Annotated in this window: 12 protein-coding genes; 8 read left to right on the top strand and 4 right to left on the bottom strand. The window is 54.7% G+C overall.

Annotated elements, in window-relative coordinates:
* Window positions 1-195 precede the first annotated feature (195 nt).
* Window positions 196-2,979 carry an ImpA family metalloprotease gene (locus tag HUF18_RS16205; RefSeq protein ID WP_225692926.1) on the bottom strand — a complete coding sequence of 928 codons (2,784 nt, stop codon included), beginning with the start codon at window positions 2,977-2,979 and terminating at the stop codon, window positions 196-198.
* Window positions 2,980-3,382: 403 nt separating this feature from the next.
* On the opposite strand from HUF18_RS16205, the gene HUF18_RS16200 reads away from it, so the two are divergent.
* Both HUF18_RS16200 and HUF18_RS16195 read left to right on the top strand, forming a co-directional pair.
* Window positions 3,383-4,477, top strand: a complete 1,095-nt coding sequence (locus HUF18_RS16200) for a hypothetical protein (RefSeq protein ID WP_225692925.1) — start codon at window positions 3,383-3,385, stop codon at window positions 4,475-4,477.
* A 22-nt stretch (window positions 4,478-4,499) separates the two neighbouring features.
* A complete protein-coding gene (locus tag HUF18_RS16195; RefSeq protein ID WP_225692924.1) occupies window positions 4,500-5,564 on the top strand; it encodes a hypothetical protein in 1,065 nt (354 codons plus the stop codon).
* Window positions 5,565-5,629: 65 nt separating this feature from the next.
* On the opposite strand, the gene HUF18_RS16190 is transcribed toward HUF18_RS16195, so the two are convergent.
* A complete protein-coding gene (locus tag HUF18_RS16190) occupies window positions 5,630-6,586 on the bottom strand; it encodes an NADP-dependent oxidoreductase (RefSeq protein WP_225692923.1) in 957 nt (318 codons plus the stop codon).
* 149 nt (window positions 6,587-6,735) lie between these two features.
* Here HUF18_RS16190 and HUF18_RS16185 point away from each other — a divergent pair, with 149 nt between their 5' ends.
* Window positions 6,736-7,662 carry a LysR family transcriptional regulator gene (locus HUF18_RS16185; RefSeq protein ID WP_225692922.1) on the top strand — a complete coding sequence of 309 codons (927 nt, stop codon included), beginning with the start codon at window positions 6,736-6,738 and terminating at the stop codon, window positions 7,660-7,662.
* Between the two features lie 12 nt (window positions 7,663-7,674).
* Here HUF18_RS16185 and HUF18_RS16180 read toward each other — a convergent pair whose 3' ends face one another.
* Window positions 7,675-8,133 (bottom strand): LysE family translocator, encoded by a 459-nt coding sequence (locus tag HUF18_RS16180; protein WP_225692921.1) that lies wholly within the window; start codon window positions 8,131-8,133, stop codon window positions 7,675-7,677.
* A gap of 200 nt (window positions 8,134-8,333) precedes the next feature.
* On the opposite strand from HUF18_RS16180, the gene puuE reads away from it, so the two are divergent.
* A complete protein-coding gene (gene puuE, locus HUF18_RS16175; RefSeq protein ID WP_225692920.1) occupies window positions 8,334-9,245 on the top strand; it encodes an allantoinase PuuE in 912 nt (303 codons plus the stop codon).
* A gap of 715 nt (window positions 9,246-9,960) precedes the next feature.
* Here puuE and HUF18_RS16170 read toward each other — a convergent pair.
* Window positions 9,961-10,362, bottom strand: coding sequence for a hypothetical protein (locus HUF18_RS16170; protein WP_225692919.1), 402 nt, complete (start codon window positions 10,360-10,362; stop codon window positions 9,961-9,963).
* Window positions 10,363-10,577: 215 nt separating this feature from the next.
* On the opposite strand from HUF18_RS16170, the gene HUF18_RS16165 reads away from it, so the two are divergent.
* The 4 genes from HUF18_RS16165 (at window position 10,578) to HUF18_RS16150 (ending at window position 16,880) form a co-directional block, all read left to right on the top strand.
* Window positions 10,578-10,946, top strand: coding sequence for a hypothetical protein (locus HUF18_RS16165; protein WP_225692918.1), 369 nt, complete (start codon window positions 10,578-10,580; stop codon window positions 10,944-10,946).
* 89 nt (window positions 10,947-11,035) lie between these two features.
* Window positions 11,036-12,382, top strand: coding sequence for a TolC family protein (locus HUF18_RS16160; RefSeq protein WP_225692917.1), 1,347 nt, complete (start codon window positions 11,036-11,038; stop codon window positions 12,380-12,382).
* Window positions 12,379-13,695: an efflux RND transporter periplasmic adaptor subunit gene (locus tag HUF18_RS16155; protein ID WP_225692916.1), complete on the top strand. Its 1,317-nt coding sequence runs from the start codon at window positions 12,379-12,381 to the stop codon at window positions 13,693-13,695. The genes HUF18_RS16160 and HUF18_RS16155 overlap by 4 nt, the downstream gene beginning before the upstream one ends.
* 17 nt (window positions 13,696-13,712) lie before the next feature.
* Window positions 13,713-16,880, top strand: a complete 3,168-nt coding sequence (locus HUF18_RS16150) for an efflux RND transporter permease subunit (protein ID WP_225692915.1) — start codon at window positions 13,713-13,715, stop codon at window positions 16,878-16,880.
* Window positions 16,881-16,990 lie beyond the last annotated feature (110 nt).

The following is a 16,990-nucleotide window of genomic DNA, read 5'->3' as shown; positions in this document are numbered from 1 at the left end:
CCGGACGCGCCGAAAAGAGAGGATCGTAAGGAGATACCTCTCCTTGCAGGGGGCCAGGGGCTTGCCCCGGAAAGGCGTTTCAGACTGAAAAATAGTCGTCGATTAATGCTGCAGTTTGGAGTGACACAATGTCACTCCAAACTGTGGGGCAGCAGTGGCCTGTTGGCCGGTTTTTATTTTATCACCCGAATGTCATTACAACGGCCAGACCGCTGCACCATCAATAGCTACCGGCGTTTTATCCAACCCTTTACAGAACTCGGCGCCGCCGGAGGCATAAAAGGTTTTGCTCATCGCCGGTAATGCCAGCGCAGCAACCTGAGCGCTGGCAGCAGAGCCTGCAGGAAAGCCCCACATGGTCAGATAATCGCGCATATCCAACCCGGTGACTTTAGACAGCGCAATGTTCAGCCAGTCATTATTATTCAGGGAGCTGGCGTCACTGCGGTTAAAGTCAGCAAAACCCAGTGCCGCTTTTTTCGCTGCCCAGTTGTCATCGTTGCGCGTCGCGTTCCAGAATTCGCGTTCCAGAATATGCAGACGTGGCAGCAGCATCCAGCCATCGGTTAACGTACCCTGCGCCTGGGCAGCCATCATCATCTGAATATAAATAGCTGCACCATTGCTCCAGCCATTCAGTGCCTGTTCCTGCATATAGGCAACCGGATCAGCCTGATTACGGCTGGTCTGCAGGGTATTAAACAGACTTTCAAAAGGTAATGACTGGCATTGCGGATCTTTACCGGTATCGAGGAAATAATGATATTTGCTGTGGTAAGAATAGAAGTTAGTCGATGCATGACCTTCCCAGCCGGCAAAGCGGAATTTACCTTTTTCCAGCCCATGGCCCAGCTCATGAATATCACCATGACCGGTCGGTGAGAAGCTCCAGCCGGCATCGTAAGGATTACCGGAGCAACCCCAGCCACAGGTTGGCTGGTCGGCGTTCATGTGTTTCACGATATCGATATTCTGCACGGTAAAATTATTAGCACTGGCAAAATCATGTATCTCGGCCACTACATCAATTCCCGGCCCTTCAAATCCGGCCAGTACATGAGGCAGGTTGGAAACATAACGCTCAGTTGCCACGGCCATATCGGCCGCTGTACCGCCCCATTCATTCATGGAAGTACGCATTTTTTCCAGCTGTGAATGCACCTCAAAACCGGCGGTGGATAATTCCGCCCAGTCAAACTCACCGGCACTCAGACGGGCTTCAAAATCGGCATTATCTTCGGCGCCGTTCCAGTATGGGTGCAGGCCAATATTCTCGACCTTAAAGCTGACGTTCTGATCATTGGCATCAAAGAAAATCTGCAGCGGCCCGCCATAAGGTGAGGTGAATTCAATGCTCTCGCCACTGGCCAGAGGAATCTGGGTGCTCTGCAGATATTTAGGGCGGTTATAACTATTGTTGGTGGCAAACCAGTGCGTCGATGCAGCACGTTGGGTATTCACCGCTACGCTGGTATTTACCGGGCTATTATCGAGACGGGTTACGCGCACAGTTTTTCCGGGCAACACATACACACCGGCTGCGCGGAAATAATTTTTACTCACCAGATTAATGGTTTTACTGACCGGCGTAATATGGGAAAAATCAGTGCGGCTGAAATTACCCAGATCGGCCTGTACCGGATTCAGGCTGCGATAGTTATACACCGACATGTCAGCGTAGATGGAATGCACCAGAGCAGTCGCGTCTGTTTTATCGCGGCTCATCGGAAACACAACCTGCTGACGGTAGCTGTCACCCAGCAGGGCCAGTAATTTTTCCAGGCGGTATTCATCACCGCTGGCAGCAGCAAAAATATTACGCTTTTCCCGGTCGAAGTCCGCCATCAGATTGCGTACACGGGTAGCACCGTTCATAAAATTCTGGTTAAAACCCGTTACTGTGCTGCAATCTTCTTCATCGCACTGGTTAAAATCGAACGTTATTGGCGCAGCCAGCGTGCTCAGCATTTGCTGGATGTCAGCAACATATTCTGGCAACTGATTAAAATACGGGCGCATATCCTGCGCATTCATATAATATTTTGACCAGTAGTTATCACCGCTGTACGTCACATGAAAATGCTCCAGCAGGGTTTTGCCCAGAGCATCCAGCCCGCCGTCATAGTGCATATACAGCACACCGGTACCACGCGCCTGAGCCGCTTTTACCGCCGCCAGAATCTGTGGATTTAATTCTGTGCTGCCACCTACCTGAGAAATCATCAGCACATCGGTATCCGCCGTTAAGCAACCTGCCAATGCCGCACCATCACAGCTTGCAGCCGCGTTATAACTGACAGAGCTCTGGTAATGCGCATCCAGCCAGCTGCGGGTAGCGTTACGGTCGGGGAAGTAATAGCTCTGATCCATCTGCGCAATCACCACCTTTAAAGGTGTGACCGAAAAATCACTGCGCCCGGCCAGCCAGCCGATGCTGTTTTCCAGCAGCTGATCCATTTGTGCGTTTACCGAGGCCGCATCACGCTGCTGAGTACGCATCGGATTACTGCCCAGAACCAGATAACGCTGGCCCTGCTGCTCTTCGCCAACAACAGCAAAAGCAGCACTGCCTGCTGTTGAAGAATTGCTGGCATTACTGATCAGCAGGCTGTCGTTATAACCAAATTGCGGACTTAGTTTGCCAGCGTCGTGGGTTACATCCCAATGCACCGCGGTCAGGCTTTTGCCATCGCTGCGCGCACTGCCATTGGCATTCAGCTGCAGCAGCTGCGCCTTAACCGGCTGATAGGCCGTACGTTGTGCATTAATAGTGGCTAATGCCGCATCACGCAGCTCAGCGGCACTGACCAGCGAAGCATCGCCTTTGCTCAAAGCCTGGGTCAGCTCCGGAGTCTGATTGCTGCTCCCGCCATCATTTTCGTTACCGGAAGGGAAGCTGCCACCGGAGCCGCCACCGCAAGCGCTCAGTAGCAGAGAAAGGGAAAGCACCAGAGTGTGTTTGTGCCGTACCTGATTCATCGTCAGCCTTTATTGTTTTATGTTGCCTGACAGGAATAATACTTTGGCATGAAATCCAATGCCGTGCGCGCTTCACAACCTGATCATATGGCCGGATAAGAGGAATCCCCGCCAGGTACTGATCCGCCGCAAATTACGCCAGCATTTTGTAATCGAATGTAGCGTTTGGTTACGGGAGTTTTCTGAGCAATATGACCTGACAGGACAACTAATGCATAAGATTCAGCAATCATGTCAAACGTGTGCTTTTCTCTCACAGAAGAAAGGTTATAGAGGAATATTCGCGCCAGACTGTCAGATGCATCAATAGCAAACCTACACCAAAGTACCAGTCCATAATTTTTCAATCAGGCCGCCTTGCTCTAACGTGTCCGGCACAATAAAAACAACCGGAACACCTCTCATGAAAGTCTGGATACCTCTGATTGCCCTTGTTCTGTTAGTGGGCCTGTTACTGGGTCTGCGCCAACAGCCTGTGGCCATGATCAGCCAGGAATCCTTACCTGCCGTTGCCGCCAGCGTCAGCAGCGAGCCTGTGAACGCCCCCGTGATTCAGGCTCCGCAGCCTCTGCCAGCCGCCATGCGACAAGCCATGACGCAGGTCGCCGCCGCCTATCAGGTCAGCAGCCAGTATCCGTCTTATTCCATTCCGCTGGGCAGCCAGCAAACCGAGTTGCTGCAGCCAAACGCCGGTGCTCACAGCGTACGCGACCTGAATACAGTCGGCCTGCCCGGCCAGCTGAGCATTCAGTTGTCGGCCTACCGCTACCGTCAGGAAGAACCGATAGAAGCCGACATTGTGCTGTCCGGAGACGATGCGCTGTTCAGCCAGCTGAGCGGCCTGACCCTGAGCGTGCGCGATAACAACAATGCCGTGCTGCTGATGCCACAGACCGACGTACAAAACAGCCAGGCACAGAACACCCAAGCGGGGAACAACAGCAACGAACAACGCCTGCAAACCCGCTTCAGCAGCAGCGACAACTGGCCGACCGAACTTAATCTGGTGGCTGAGCTGCAGCTGAGCGATGGCTCAACCCTGCGCCAGAGCGCGCCGTTTCAGGTCTTTACCGCCGTCGCCGAAATTACCGGTACCGGCACGCCCTATGTCGACGACAACGAACTGGTAATTCCGGTCAATATTGAAAAAGCGGCCGCCGGTTACTACAAGCTCGCCGCCAGCCTGCACTATGCCGATAAAAAGCCACTGGCCTATTTACAGGGCAAAGGGCGGATGGGTAGCAGCGGTACGCTGGAACTGCGCGTACACGGCTCGCTGCTGTACAACTTAGACGGCATTCAGAATTTATGGATCGGCAATCTGCAACTGCGCAAGATGCCGGAAAAACCCGGCCCTGAGGTGCAGTGGGGCTTCAGCCGTGATGATTTTTACGCGGTTAAAAACGTCGATCCCTCGCGCTTTTCACCTATTCCTTTTCAGGATGAGCAGACCTTATCGCGTCTGCAATTTCTGCAATCGCTGGGCTCGCCCCAGTAATTAAAACCACAGGAGAGACTGAATGCTGACGATAAAAATAAAGATGGCAATCACCGCTGTATGTTTAACCGCAGCCACCTTGCTGAGCGCCCAGGCGCAGGCACAGATGGCTGGTAAAAATGTGATTCTGGTACACGGCTTACAGCCGGCCCAGCTGATGCGCGACAGCGTAACCCCACAGGAAGTTACCAGCGACGGTGCCAATTACTGGTCGGCGTTCTGGGGCCAGTATGCCGATGACCGCCTCGACTGGAGTTCGAAAAGCCGCCTTAACGCCGACACTGCACAACGTGCCTACAACAAGGTAATGCAGTGGGCGCGCACGGGTTTCTGCAATAACGGTTGTGTGCTGGTCACCCATTCCACCGGCGATCTGGTAACGCGCTATATGCTTGATCAGCAGGATGTCTGGACCGAAGCCGCTGGCCTGCAGCCGCTGAATATTCTCGCGGTGTTCGACTTTGCCGGTGCCGGTGGTGGTTCTGAACTGGCCGATCTGGCGCTGGATGTGGCCGGCAGCAGCAGCTGGCTGACGGCGCCTATCCGTGCCGCGGTTAACGCCTGGCTGGGCTTTACCGTGACCCCGGAAAAACTCGGCGTGTTGCGTGACCTGCGTCCGGCGGTTGCCCGTCAGACCGCGATGGCACCGAACAGCGTACCGCGTCTGCGTTTTGTTGGCGGTGGCAGTGAATATCTGGGTGCTACCGGCGGCTTCCTGCCGGGTACCGATGATGGCGTTGTGTCCCTGCATTCTTCCTGCGGTGGTAATGCCATTAAAGCGGTCGACAGCTGTGTGGGCTACCGCGCCCTTGACGGTGAGCAGACCAGCGTCAGCGCTCCTGACGCACTCTGGTACAACCACTATCCGGTGCTGATGGGCAGCGATACCCACCACGGCGGCACCATCGGCAATCAGAGCGGCGTGCTGCTGAGCTATGTAAACAACAACCTGAATCCGGGCGTGAATGTATCTTTTGCTACCCAAACCACCACCAGCGGTTGGTGGCTGTGGAAGAGCACCTACAACACCGTACCGGGTTCGGATAACCAGACCATGTCGAATCTGGTATTCAACTCCGTTAACTAATGGTTTGCAGACAGGCTTTGCGGCCTGTCTGCTTTTTTATTTCAGGATTTCGCCGCAGACAGCCTTCAGGCAATGATGGCCGGATCAATATTCAGCACCGACTTACCCACCACCTTCTGACTTTCCAGATGACGATGCGCAGCCTGCACCTCGGCCAACGGGAATACCGAATCCAGCACTACCTTAAGTTTTCCCTCATCGGCCAGGCGGCCAAGTTCCTGCAGCTGCGCACCATCGGGGTGAACCCACATGCGCTGGTAATGCACACCAGCGGCCTGCGCCTGAGCTTCGTCCATTTCGTCGAAGGTGGAAATCAGATGCCCACCACGCTTAATCAGCGCTAAAGAACGCGGCAGTACGTCATTACCGCCGGTGGCAGCGAACACCAGATCAAAGGCTTCCTCAGCGGCTAACTGTTGCTCGAACGGCGCCTGGGTGTAATCAACAAAACGGTCAGCGCCCAGTGCCAGCACCAGATCACGTTTGCGTCCGGAGGCCGTGGCCGTCACATGGGCACCCGCGGCTTTCGCCAGCTGTACGGCAAAGCTGCCGACCCCGCCGCTGGCATTGTGAATCAGCACACGCTGACCGGCCTGCAGCTGGCCATCAACCATCATCCCCTGCCAGGCAGTAAGTCCGGCCAGAGGCAGCGCCGCCGCCTGCAGCAGAGTCAGACTGGCCGGCTTAGCAGCCAGCAGGCTGGCATCGGCCACAATGTATTCACTGTAAGTGCCCTGCAGGCTGATCGGCGTGTGCACCATCACCGCATCACCCACCTGCCAGTTCTGTACTCCACTGCCCAGGGTTTCAATCACTCCGGAGGCATCCCAGCCCAGCACCAGCGGCAGCTGATGGGTATCAGTACCGGCCAGCATGCCGTTGCGGACGTGGAAATCGACCGGGTTCAGGCCTGCGGCGGCGACGCGGATCAGCACCTGACCTGCGGCCGGGGTTGGTTTTTCCAGCACAGCAGGCTGCAGGTTGGTGGCGTTTCCGTATTGGTTGATCACGATGGCTTGCATAGTCGTTCCTCATTTCTGATGTCGTTGGGCAGACACGTTGTCTGTTTGATGAGGTCATTATGCAAAGCCACTTTCATAGCGAATAATTTATTAATAACATACGAATCATTGATATTTATGATGAATTAAAGCGCAGCACAGGACCCGCTATGGCCCGTACCGATCTTAATCTGCTGGTGATTTTTGACTGCATCATGCAGGAGCAATCTGTCTCAGCGGCGGCCCGTCAGCTGGCGATGACCCAGCCTGCGGTATCCAATGCCGTCTCACGTATGCGCCACCAATGGCGTGACCCACTGTTTATCAAGGATGGCCGCGGTATCCGTCCGACCCCGGCAGCCGAACGCTTATGGGCACGGATACACCAGCCGCTGGAAGTCATCAGTAGCGCGCTGAACGAGCAGGATTTTGACCCGGCGAGCGCCAGCGACACCCTCCGCATCGCCATGACCGACGGCACCGCCGCCTTTCTCTGGCCACGCCTGCGCGCCCGCACCGAACAGCTGGCACCATTGCTGAACCTGCACGCTGTGCCTTTCCGTGGTGATGGTATGACGCAGTTACTGGAGGCCGATGCCGATCTGGTATTCGATTACTTTGCCGGCTCACACCGTCAGGTTCACCAGCAGCGGATGTTTCACAATCATTTTGTCTGTGTGATGAGCACCAGCCATGCACTGGCACAGCAGCCGCTAACGGAAGAAGCTTTTCTGCAGGCTGAACACCTGCTGGTATCACTGTCGGGCGACGCCCGTGGTCAGGTCGATACGCAGCTGGCGGCCCGTGGTCAGAACCGGCGTATCGCCATGACCGTCAACAGCTTCGCCAGCGCCTTAATGCTGCTGCCCACGACCCAATTGCTCTGCACCCTGCCCTGGCCGGTGGTTGCCGCCACTGTACGCAGCGGCCAACTGGTGGCTAAACAACCGCCGCTCGCCATACCGCCGGTACCGATCAGTATGGCCTGGCATCAGCGTAATCATCAGCGGCCCTTACAGCGCTGGCTGCGCGCCCAGTTGCAGGAGATTGTTGATTTACATCCCGAGCAGTTTATACCGCCACAAAACTTCAGCTGAGCGGCGGCCTAATTAACGGCTGGCGGAAAACTGCACGTACAGCAGCAGAAAGCTCAGAAACTGCTGATATCCCTCTAGCGCTGAGAATAACGACACCCCCGACATGCAGGCCATCCAGGCTTTTGGGTTAAGCCACTGCAATAAAAAGCCCTGAATAAAGGTTGGCCGCTTCTGCTTTTCGATGCTGAGCTTTGGTGCCGCTGACGCAATCAGATAACCGAGATAAATAATGAAGGCCGCCCCGGCAAGTGCCAGATAGCGCAGAAAATCCGGGAACAACTGTACGACCTCATACAGCCCAAGACCGATACAGAGCAGCAGCAGCGTGAAGCCCAGAGTGGCACCGGAGACAAAAGGAAAGGTCTGGCGGACGCCGTAACTGGCACCGGAAGAGAGAATCACCATATTCACCGGCCCCGGTGATATCGACATCACGAACGAGAAAGATAACATCGCCAACAACAGAGACATGGTATTCCTGAATAAACCGCGAAAGAGGCGCAATATGCCTGTGCTGATCTGCGAATATCAATAATTACTTTATCAACAGTCTGTTCGCCAGATTTCCGGATCGCTGTGCATCATCCATAAATGCTCACTTTGCCCGCTGCCAAGTCGCCGGGTTTAGCGCTAAACTCAGCTGACTAATCAGTCAGCTTTTCAGGTGTTTCATGACCTACCCCCGCGACATGATCGGTTACGGCGCCGATATCCCCAGCGTAAAGTGGCCGCACAAGGCCCGTATCGCCGTGCAGTTTGTGATTAATTACGAGGAAGGCGGCGAGAACTGCATCCTCCATGGCGACAAAGCCTCAGAAGCCTTTTTATCTGAAATTGTCGGCGCTCAGGCCCTTGAAGGCGTGCGCCATATGAATATGGAATCCATCTACGAATACGGCTCACGCGCCGGCTTCTGGCGTCTGCACCGCATGTTTACCGAGCGTGAACTGCCGGTAACCGTATTCGGTGTAGCCACCGCCATGGAGCGCAATCCGCAGGTGGTGGAGGCCATGCTGAAAGCCGACTGGGAAATCGCCTCCCACGGTCTGAAGTGGATCGACTATCAATACGTGCCGGAAGAGGTTGAACGCGCCCATATCCGCGAAGCGCTGGATATTCATAAACGCCTGACCGGCAGCTTCCCGGAAGGCTGGTATACCGGCCGCATGAGCCCCAATACCCGCCGCCTCGCCTGTGAAGAAGCCGACCTGTTATACGACGCCGACAGCTACGCCGACGATCTGCCCTACTGGGTGGAAGAAGGCGGCAAGCCGCATTTAATTGTGCCCTATACGCTGGATGCCAACGATATGCGCTTTGCCACTAATCAGGGCTTTAACAGCGGTAAGCAGTTTTATCAGTATTTAAAAGACAGCTTCGACGTGCTCTACGCCGAAGGCAAAGACAGCCCGAAAATGCTCAGCATTGGTCTGCACTGCCGCTTAGCCGGCCGCCCGGGACGCGCCGCCGCACTGGCGGATTTTCTCGATTATATTCAGCGCCACGATAAGGTCTGGGTATGCCGCCGCGCGGATATTGCCCGGCACTGGAGAAAGCATCATCCGTATGGCGCTGAGGAATAAAAAGTCAGACGTCCGGATATTGCTTAAAAAACGGGCGCAAGCCTCAGTGCTGTCCCACAGTTTTTGATCAGCACCGTAGTTAGCAAAAACAGCATTCTTTAACATCAAGGCCTGCTGCCTCGCAGGGGAACTTATCCCCTTGCCGGCGGGCCGACCCCAGCTTCGCGCTTTCTGGGCCGTCACCCTTGAAACCTTGATATTTACTGGCCGCGTGCCTCATCGGCCATCCATGGCCGGAGCCGCTTGTCCGCATCCCTGCGGACAGACCAGACATATCAGCGGTTTCTGCGGCGGCCCCAGAGGCGCAGAAAACCATCACCGCGATTCCGCTTTTCAAATCAAACGTATTCTTTTAAGTCTCATGTCTCAAACACGGTTTCCTTTGAAATGCGGCTGAGCGGATTACTTAAACCGGCGATCGTGCGGCGCCAGACAACCAGATGATTCTGCGGCCTTCAGAGCAAAACCCTGCCCCGGAACGATGCAGTATTATTGATGTTTTAAAGGGTCGTTCCGGGGCGAATTGTTTTGCGTGCCGCATAATCATTGCAGTTGGCTGGATGAAGCCGGACGCGCCGAAAAAGAGAGGATCGTAAGGAGATACCTCTCCTTGCAGGGGGCCAGGGGCTTGCCCCGGAAAGGCGTTTCAGATTGAAAAACAGTAGTCGATTAATACTGCTAAAAGAATTATACCGCAGCAGAATAAACGACTACCTCAACCCGACTGGCGCAGGGACTCCAGCTTCTGCGTCAGCGTCTGGCTGAGCGCGGCATTCAGCTGCGCCAGCTCGTCCAGCAACATCTGACGAGCCTGTCGGGTGGTATCGGCTTCCTCGCCTTCGCTTGCCACAGCATCCAGCGCCTGTAACTGGCGCTGCACTTCGGCAATACGTTCCTGTAAGTCTTTAATAATACGGTCGAGCGGATGCTCTTCACTGGCCTGGGTATCACTCTGTTCAGCACGCAGCTGATTCAGCGCAGCAGCCGATAAGTGCACAGCTTCACCCTGCGCATCAGTACTGGCAGACGCGGTTTTCGCCGGTTTTTCCGCCGCAACCTGTTCGCTGCTCACGGGCTTATTGACCGAACCGGCAGCGGATATACGAATATCTGACATAGACACAACCCTAAGCATCAGGGACTGTTAACAGGCCACTACGAACAGGTAGCAGATAACAAACCACAACCGTGCTTTTTATGGAGGTAATATTAATATCGGCCGTCAACGGCAAAGCTGAAGGGCGGTGACATTTCCTGACGCCTGCGCAGTAGACGCCGGTTAAACACCGCTCTACTATGCGCAGTATCTACTGATAAATCTGCTGTTTATTTATGCGCAATAACCGCCTGTTAAATATCGCCTTATTACTGCTGACCCTGTTTCAGTCGGTTGTGGCGTTGGCGGATGTGCATGAAGCCTTCGAGCGTTCGGCTGCCGATCATCTGAGCGAACACCAGCCCGCGCACCATGACGATCTGGCGGATACCCTCGCCAATGACTCCCATAGCCTGAACAGCGACAGTCAGGCCCAGCACGACTGCAGCCACTGCTGTCATTGTCATGCTCATACACCGTTATCCTTACCGGTTAACGATGCGCTGGCGGCTGCCAACCAGGCTGGCAGCCTTCACAACGATTACACCCGTACCCTGATTGTACGTACGCTCAGCCCACACCTGCGCCCTCCGATTGTTTCCTGAATAACCACGCTTAACAGCCTCCGGTAATACACGTCAGCTAATGGCTGCGGTGCCGTTGGCTTATCGTATTTTTTATTCAGGAATAACGCATGAATATGATCCCTGTAATGGCGTTTGCTATCGCCAGCACCCTGGCCATACCTGTGTATGCGTCAGACAGTATGAACACGCACAGCCAGACCGAAGTACCTGACAGCAGCCAGAGCCATAAAGCTGCACGCCTCTGGCTGCAAAACCGTATCGCGCAGACACCGCAGGTAAAAGCAGCTTCTGCACAAAAAAACAGCCGCGCATTATGGAGCCAGGCTGCCACTCAGCCGCTGTATAACCCGGAGTTACAAACCCGGCTCGAGCAGGAAGGCAGTAATAATAATTACGCGCTGGAAATCAGCCAGAAAATAGACTGGTGGAATCAGCGTGAAGCGCGCAGCCAGCAACAGCAATTACTGCAACAGCAGGCCGAGCAGCAGTATCAGCGAAGCCTGCAGCAAACCACCGCCGACGCCTTGGCGGCCATTGTGCGTTACCAGAGTGCGCAGCAGCGTGATCAGTTAATGCAGCGTTTACAGCAGCAACAGCAGACGCTGACCCAACTGATTCAGCAGCGTCGCCGCCTCGGTGATTTAAGTGCACTGGATGCCGAGCTGGCGCTGCTGGCGCAAAGCTCACTGCTGGCCGATATTGCCGCCAGCCAGGCGGAATTAAGCGCCGCTGCCGCACAATTATCCAGCCTCTTGCCCGACTGGCAGCAACAGCCGCAATACCTCAGTGCACTCATTCAGCAGCTGGATAACAGCGCACAACAATTGCCGCAGCAGCCGCTTAGCGACACGCAGCTTAAGCAACTGGCGCTGTCGCATCCGCAGAGTGAAAGCGCACGACTGTTCTGGCTGGCCGAGCAGCAGCGCGCGCAACTGAGCCGCGACAGCCTGCGCGCCGAACCAACGATTGGCATCAGCGCCGGGCGCAGTGGCGAGGAAGATGTATTAGGGCTGGCCCTGTCTTTACCGCTCAATGTACGCAGCTCTTACCGCCAGGCCGCGGCCGCAGCCGATGGCGAAACCCTGCAGGCCGAAGCGGAGTTCTATGCCAGCCTGCAACAACAGCAGCAACAGCTGCGCGCCAGCCACAGCCGGGTTCTGGCGTACCGCCGTCAGGTTGAACAATGGCATGCGCTGATGCCCGATGGCGGCCAGCGCAGTGCGCAACTGCTGCAACAGCAATGGACCAACGGCGACCTCAGCACCAGTGCTTATATTCAGGCCTCCGCACAATGGGCGGCCAGCCTGCAGGCCGGTATTGAATTAACCGGTGATTATCGTCAGGCACAGATCCAATGGCTGAGCGACAGCCAGACTATCCGCAGTTTTTTAAGCGCTGCAAACACCAACAGCCAGAATGCTGCCACAGGCAGCAATCGCCGGATTTCAGAGTGAGAAATATTATGCTGCCACTGTATTCAGTTAATAAATTATTTTCAGATAACCAATCAGACAACAAACCAGCCATGGCACAGCGCCTGATGCTGACGCCAATTCTGTTATTAGCCCTGGTTTTACCGCTGCCCGGTTATGCCGGTGACGACCATGACCACGAACATGCCTCCGGCCATAAGCAAATGCTCAGCGAACCGGGCAAAGAGTATGAACATGAACAGGACGAACATAACGATAACGAAAACAGCGTGCATTTAAGCGCAGAACAGATACAGCAGGCCGGCATTATCAGCCGGATAATTCCTGCCGAAAAAACCGATATTCCGCTGCGTGCACCGGCCGAAATCCGCGCTAACGGTTACCGCAGTTTTGTTGTCTCGCCACGGGTCGATTCGGTGGTAATCACCCGCCATGTTGCACTGGGCGATCACGTACAACCCGGGCAGCCACTGCTGACCTTATTCAGCGAAGGTGTTGCCAGTGCCCAGGCGGAATTACGCAGCGCCCGCTCTGAATGGCAGCGGGTAAAAAATCTCGGTAAAAATGCCGCCGGTGCCGCCCGTTATAATCAGGCCGAAAATACCCTCGCCGCAGCGCGTGCACGCTTAACGGCTTATGGCCTGAATGCCGATGCCGAATTAACCCCGGCCAGCTTCGGCGAATATCAGTTAACCGCACAGACTGCGGGGCTGGTATTAAGCGATGATTTTCAGCAGGGTCAGCGTATAACTGCCGGCAGTGCATTAATGCAGATCACCGACGAAACCACCCTCTGGGCCGAAGCGCGTTTACCGGCAGAATCTGATCTGCATTTAACCCGCGATACCCGAGTTATGCTTAATGTCGCCGGACTGAATATCAGCGCACAGATAAGCCATGAATCCCATACCATTGATCCGTTAACCCGCACCCGTATCGTGCGCTTAACCGTCGAAAATCCCGATCACCGTCTGCACCCCGGATTATTTGCCAGCGCCGATTTTTATACCCGTTCAGAAAATCCCATCACCCTGGTGCCGGAAACCGCCCTGGTGCGTGGCAGCGATGGTGACTGGCAGATTTTTATTGAAAGCACACCCGGCGAATTCAGCGCACTGGAAGTGGAGCGCGGACGGACTATCCGGGCAACCCAGACAACCCAGACGAACGGACGCACTGCCGATAAAGCAGGAGAAACCCTGATAGAAATCAGCAGCAAAGATTCTGCTGCACTTTCTGAACACTCTGTATCTCAGTACCCCATCGTCGTCGCCGGCGCTTTCTTTATTGCTTCCGAGCAAGCGAAAGGCGGCTTTGATCCGCATAATCACTAAGGGTTGGAGATAAAACTATGTTTACGTTACTGACCCGCTGGGCGGTCGCTAACCGCCTGCTGGTGCTGATTGCCATCACCAGTTTATGTATTGCTGCCGCTTTCGCTTTGCCGAAGCTGAACCTCGATGCTTTTCCCGACGTTACCAACGTGCAGGTAGCCATTAATACTGAGGCGCCGGGACTGGCCGCCGAAGAAGTGGAAAAACTCATTACCTACCCGATTGAGGCGGTAATGTACGCCCTGCCCGGCGTGGCCGAAGTACGCTCCATTTCCAAAACCGGTTTATCCGGAATTACCGTGGTATTTAACGAAGGTACCGATATTTATTTCGCCCGCCAGCTGGTGTTCGAGCGCTTGCAGGCCGCGCGCGAATTTATTCCGCAGGGCGCCGGTATTCCGGAAATGGGGCCGAATACATCCGGTCTGGGGCAGATATTCCAGTACGTACTGCAGGCTGAACCCGGCTCAGGTTACGACCTGATGCAACTGCGCAGCCTGAATGACTGGCTGGTAAAACTGCTGTTAATGCCGGTCGATGGAGTGACCGATGTATTGTCCTTTGGTGGCGATGTGCGCCAGTATCAGGTGAATTTAAATCCTGACCGTTTGCTCGCGTTTCAGTTATCGCAGCAGGATGTGATCGATGCACTGGAAGCCAATAACCGCAATGTCGGTGGCTGGTATTTAAACCGTGGTCAGGAACAACTGGTGATTCGTGGCACCGGCTGGCTCGACAGTGGTGAACAGGGTTTAAAACAATTAGCGCAGATTCCGTTGAGGGTAATTGATGGTGTCGCCGTTACTGTGGCCGATGTGGCCGAAGTCAGCTTCGGCAGTGAAATCCGTCAGGGTGCTGTCAACTTCAGCCGCAGCTATGATCAAAATAACAGCGCCCCAAATAACAGCGCCCCAAATAACAGTGAGCGGAATAACGGCGGCGAGGTTGTGTCCGGTATTGTGCTTAAGCGTATGGGCGCTAATACCAAAGCCACCATCGACGGTATTCACCAACGGATTGCCCTGATTAATCGGGCATTGCCCGCAGGCGTCAGCTTTGAGGTTATTTACGATCAGGCCGGATTAATCGAACAGGCCGTCAGTACGGTAGTCAATGCACTGGCGCTGGCCTTTGTATTTATTCTGATTGTACTGGCGTTGTTTATGATGAATCTGCGCGCCACGGTACTGGTATTAATCTCGATTCCAATATCGGTCGCCATCGCTTTAATGCTGATGTCCTGGTATGGCTTATCGGCCAACCTGATGTCACTCGGCGGTATTGCCGTTGCCATTGGTATGCTGGTCGATGGTTCAGTGGTGATGGTGGAAAATATGTTCCGCCATCTGCAACACAACCCCGATGCCGACAAAGGCAGCATCAGCCTGCGTATTCAGGAAGCCGCTGCCGAAGTGGCGCGCCCGGTATTTTTTGCCACCGGTATTATTCTGCTGGTGTTTTTGCCGCTGTTTGGATTTGAGGGTGTCGAAGCCAAGCTATTCCAGCCGATGGCCATTTCCATCATGCTCGCCATGCTGGTCGCCGTTCTGGTTGCCCTTATTGTTGTTCCGGCACTGGCGACCTTTATGTTCCGCACAGCGGTAACCGCCAAACCCAGCCCCTTACTGCAGCCACTGGAAAAACTGTACCGCCACCTGCTCACTCAGGCTTTGCGTTTTCCACGGCGGGTGATGTTGCTGGCCGGAGTATTATTGCTGGCCGCCGTGATTATTGCCCCGCGCCTTGGCACCGAGTTTGTTCCGGAACTGGAAGAAGGCACCATTAACCTGCGCGTTACTCTGGCCCCCTCTGCCAGCTTAGAAACCGCACTGAGTGTTGCGCCAAAACTGGAAGCCTTATTACTGCAGTTTCCGGAAGTAAATTACGCCATGAGCCGTATCGGCCGGCCGGAACTGGGCGGCGATCCGGAGCCGGTCAGTAATATCGAAATTTATATCGGCTTAAAACCCCGCAGCGAATGGCAGTCGGCCGATAACCGCCTGGCGCTGCAGCGTTTAATGGAAGAAAAACTCGAAGTTTTCCCCGGTCTGTTATTTAACTTTTCCCAGCCGATCAGCACCCGCGTCGATGAATTGCTGTCCGGTGTTCGCGCCCAGCTGGCAATTAAATTATTCGGCCCGGATCTGGACGTTCTGGCACAGCAGGGGCAGCAGATCGAAACCCTGGTAAAAACAATTACCGGTACCCGCGATGTCGCCATGGAACAGATTGCCGGTGAATCACAACTGGTTATTACGCCCAAACGCGATGCTTTATCGCGCTACGGCCTGTCGGTGGATAACGTACTGACTCTGGTACGTGATGGCCTGGGTGGCACCAGTGCCGGACAGATTATTAACGGTAACGAACGTTACGATATTTATGTGCGCCTGCAGCAGGAGTTCCGCGACAACGCTGCCGCTATTGCTGATTTACGCCTGCGTTCACCCTCCGGTGCCATCGTCCGCCTTGGTGATGTTGCTACGGTGGAATTTGCCTCCGGGCCGCCACAGGTACGGCGTGATGACGTGCAGCGGCGACTGGTAATTCAGGCCAACGTTGAAGGCCGCGATATGGGCAGTGTGGTGGCCGATATCCGTAATGCCATCGACACTCAGCTGCAATTACCGCCGGGCTACGCCGTCAGTATTGGCGGCCAGTTTGAAAATCAGCAACGAGCGCAGCAACGCTTAATGATGATTGTTCCGCTGTCATTAGGATTAATTGCCCTGTTGCTGTATTTCGCCTTTGGCTCGGTCGGCCAGGCGCTGCTGATTCTGCTGAATGTGCCGCTGGCGGTTATTGGCGGAATCTTTTCGCTGTGGTTATCCGGCCAGTATTTATCGGTGCCCGGCTCGGTCGGATTTATCACCCTGTTTGGCGTGGCAGTGTTAAATGGTGTGGTGATGGTCGAAAGTATTAACCAGCGCTTTGCCGCCGGCCATACCTTGCAGGATGCCGTATTTAACGGTGCCCTATCACGCCTGCGTCCGGTATTAATGACCGCACTGACCTCGGCGCTGGGGTTAATTCCGATGCTGATGTCAAACGGACTGGGAGCTGAAATTCAGAAGCCGCTGGCCAGTGTGATTGTCGGCGGACTGGTAACGGCGACCTTCCTGACGCTGTTTGTATTGCCGCTGTTGTATCCGTTTTTCTCGCAGTGGAAACTGCGCGAAGATTAATAACCTCTGATCCTGCATCCCGGTTTACCGCACTGCTTTCCCACAGATTGGAGTGACATCGTGTCACTCCAATCTGCACCATTAATCGACTACTGTTTTTCAATCTGAAG

The organism is Thalassolituus sp. ST750PaO-4 (assembly GCF_020320405.1).
GTDB lineage: Bacteria > Pseudomonadota > Gammaproteobacteria > Pseudomonadales > Oceanobacteraceae > Venatoribacter > Venatoribacter alkanivorans.
This window is presented reverse-complemented; position numbering and strand designations above follow the sequence as displayed.

Excerpts from the sequence above, each read along its gene's own strand:
- puuE (WP_225692920.1), top strand. The coding sequence starts at position 8,334 with ATGACCTACCCCCGCGACATGATCGGTTACGGCGCCGATATCCCCAGC.
- HUF18_RS16150 (WP_225692915.1), top strand. The coding sequence starts at position 13,713 with ATGTTTACGTTACTGACCCGCTGGGCGGTCGCTAACCGCCTGCTGGTG.
- HUF18_RS16200 (WP_225692925.1), top strand. The coding sequence starts at position 3,383 with ATGAAAGTCTGGATACCTCTGATTGCCCTTGTTCTGTTAGTGGGCCTG.
- HUF18_RS16180 (WP_225692921.1), bottom strand. The coding sequence starts at position 8,133 with ATGTCTCTGTTGTTGGCGATGTTATCTTTCTCGTTCGTGATGTCGATA.
- HUF18_RS16195 (WP_225692924.1), top strand. The coding sequence starts at position 4,500 with ATGCTGACGATAAAAATAAAGATGGCAATCACCGCTGTATGTTTAACC.
- HUF18_RS16185 (WP_225692922.1), top strand. The coding sequence starts at position 6,736 with ATGGCCCGTACCGATCTTAATCTGCTGGTGATTTTTGACTGCATCATG.
- HUF18_RS16190 (WP_225692923.1), bottom strand. The coding sequence starts at position 6,586 with ATGCAAGCCATCGTGATCAACCAATACGGAAACGCCACCAACCTGCAG.
- HUF18_RS16205 (WP_225692926.1), bottom strand. The coding sequence starts at position 2,979 with ATGAATCAGGTACGGCACAAACACACTCTGGTGCTTTCCCTTTCTCTG.
- HUF18_RS16165 (WP_225692918.1), top strand. The coding sequence starts at position 10,578 with ATGCGCAATAACCGCCTGTTAAATATCGCCTTATTACTGCTGACCCTG.
- HUF18_RS16160 (WP_225692917.1), top strand. The coding sequence starts at position 11,036 with ATGAATATGATCCCTGTAATGGCGTTTGCTATCGCCAGCACCCTGGCC.
- HUF18_RS16170 (WP_225692919.1), bottom strand. The coding sequence starts at position 10,362 with ATGTCAGATATTCGTATATCCGCTGCCGGTTCGGTCAATAAGCCCGTG.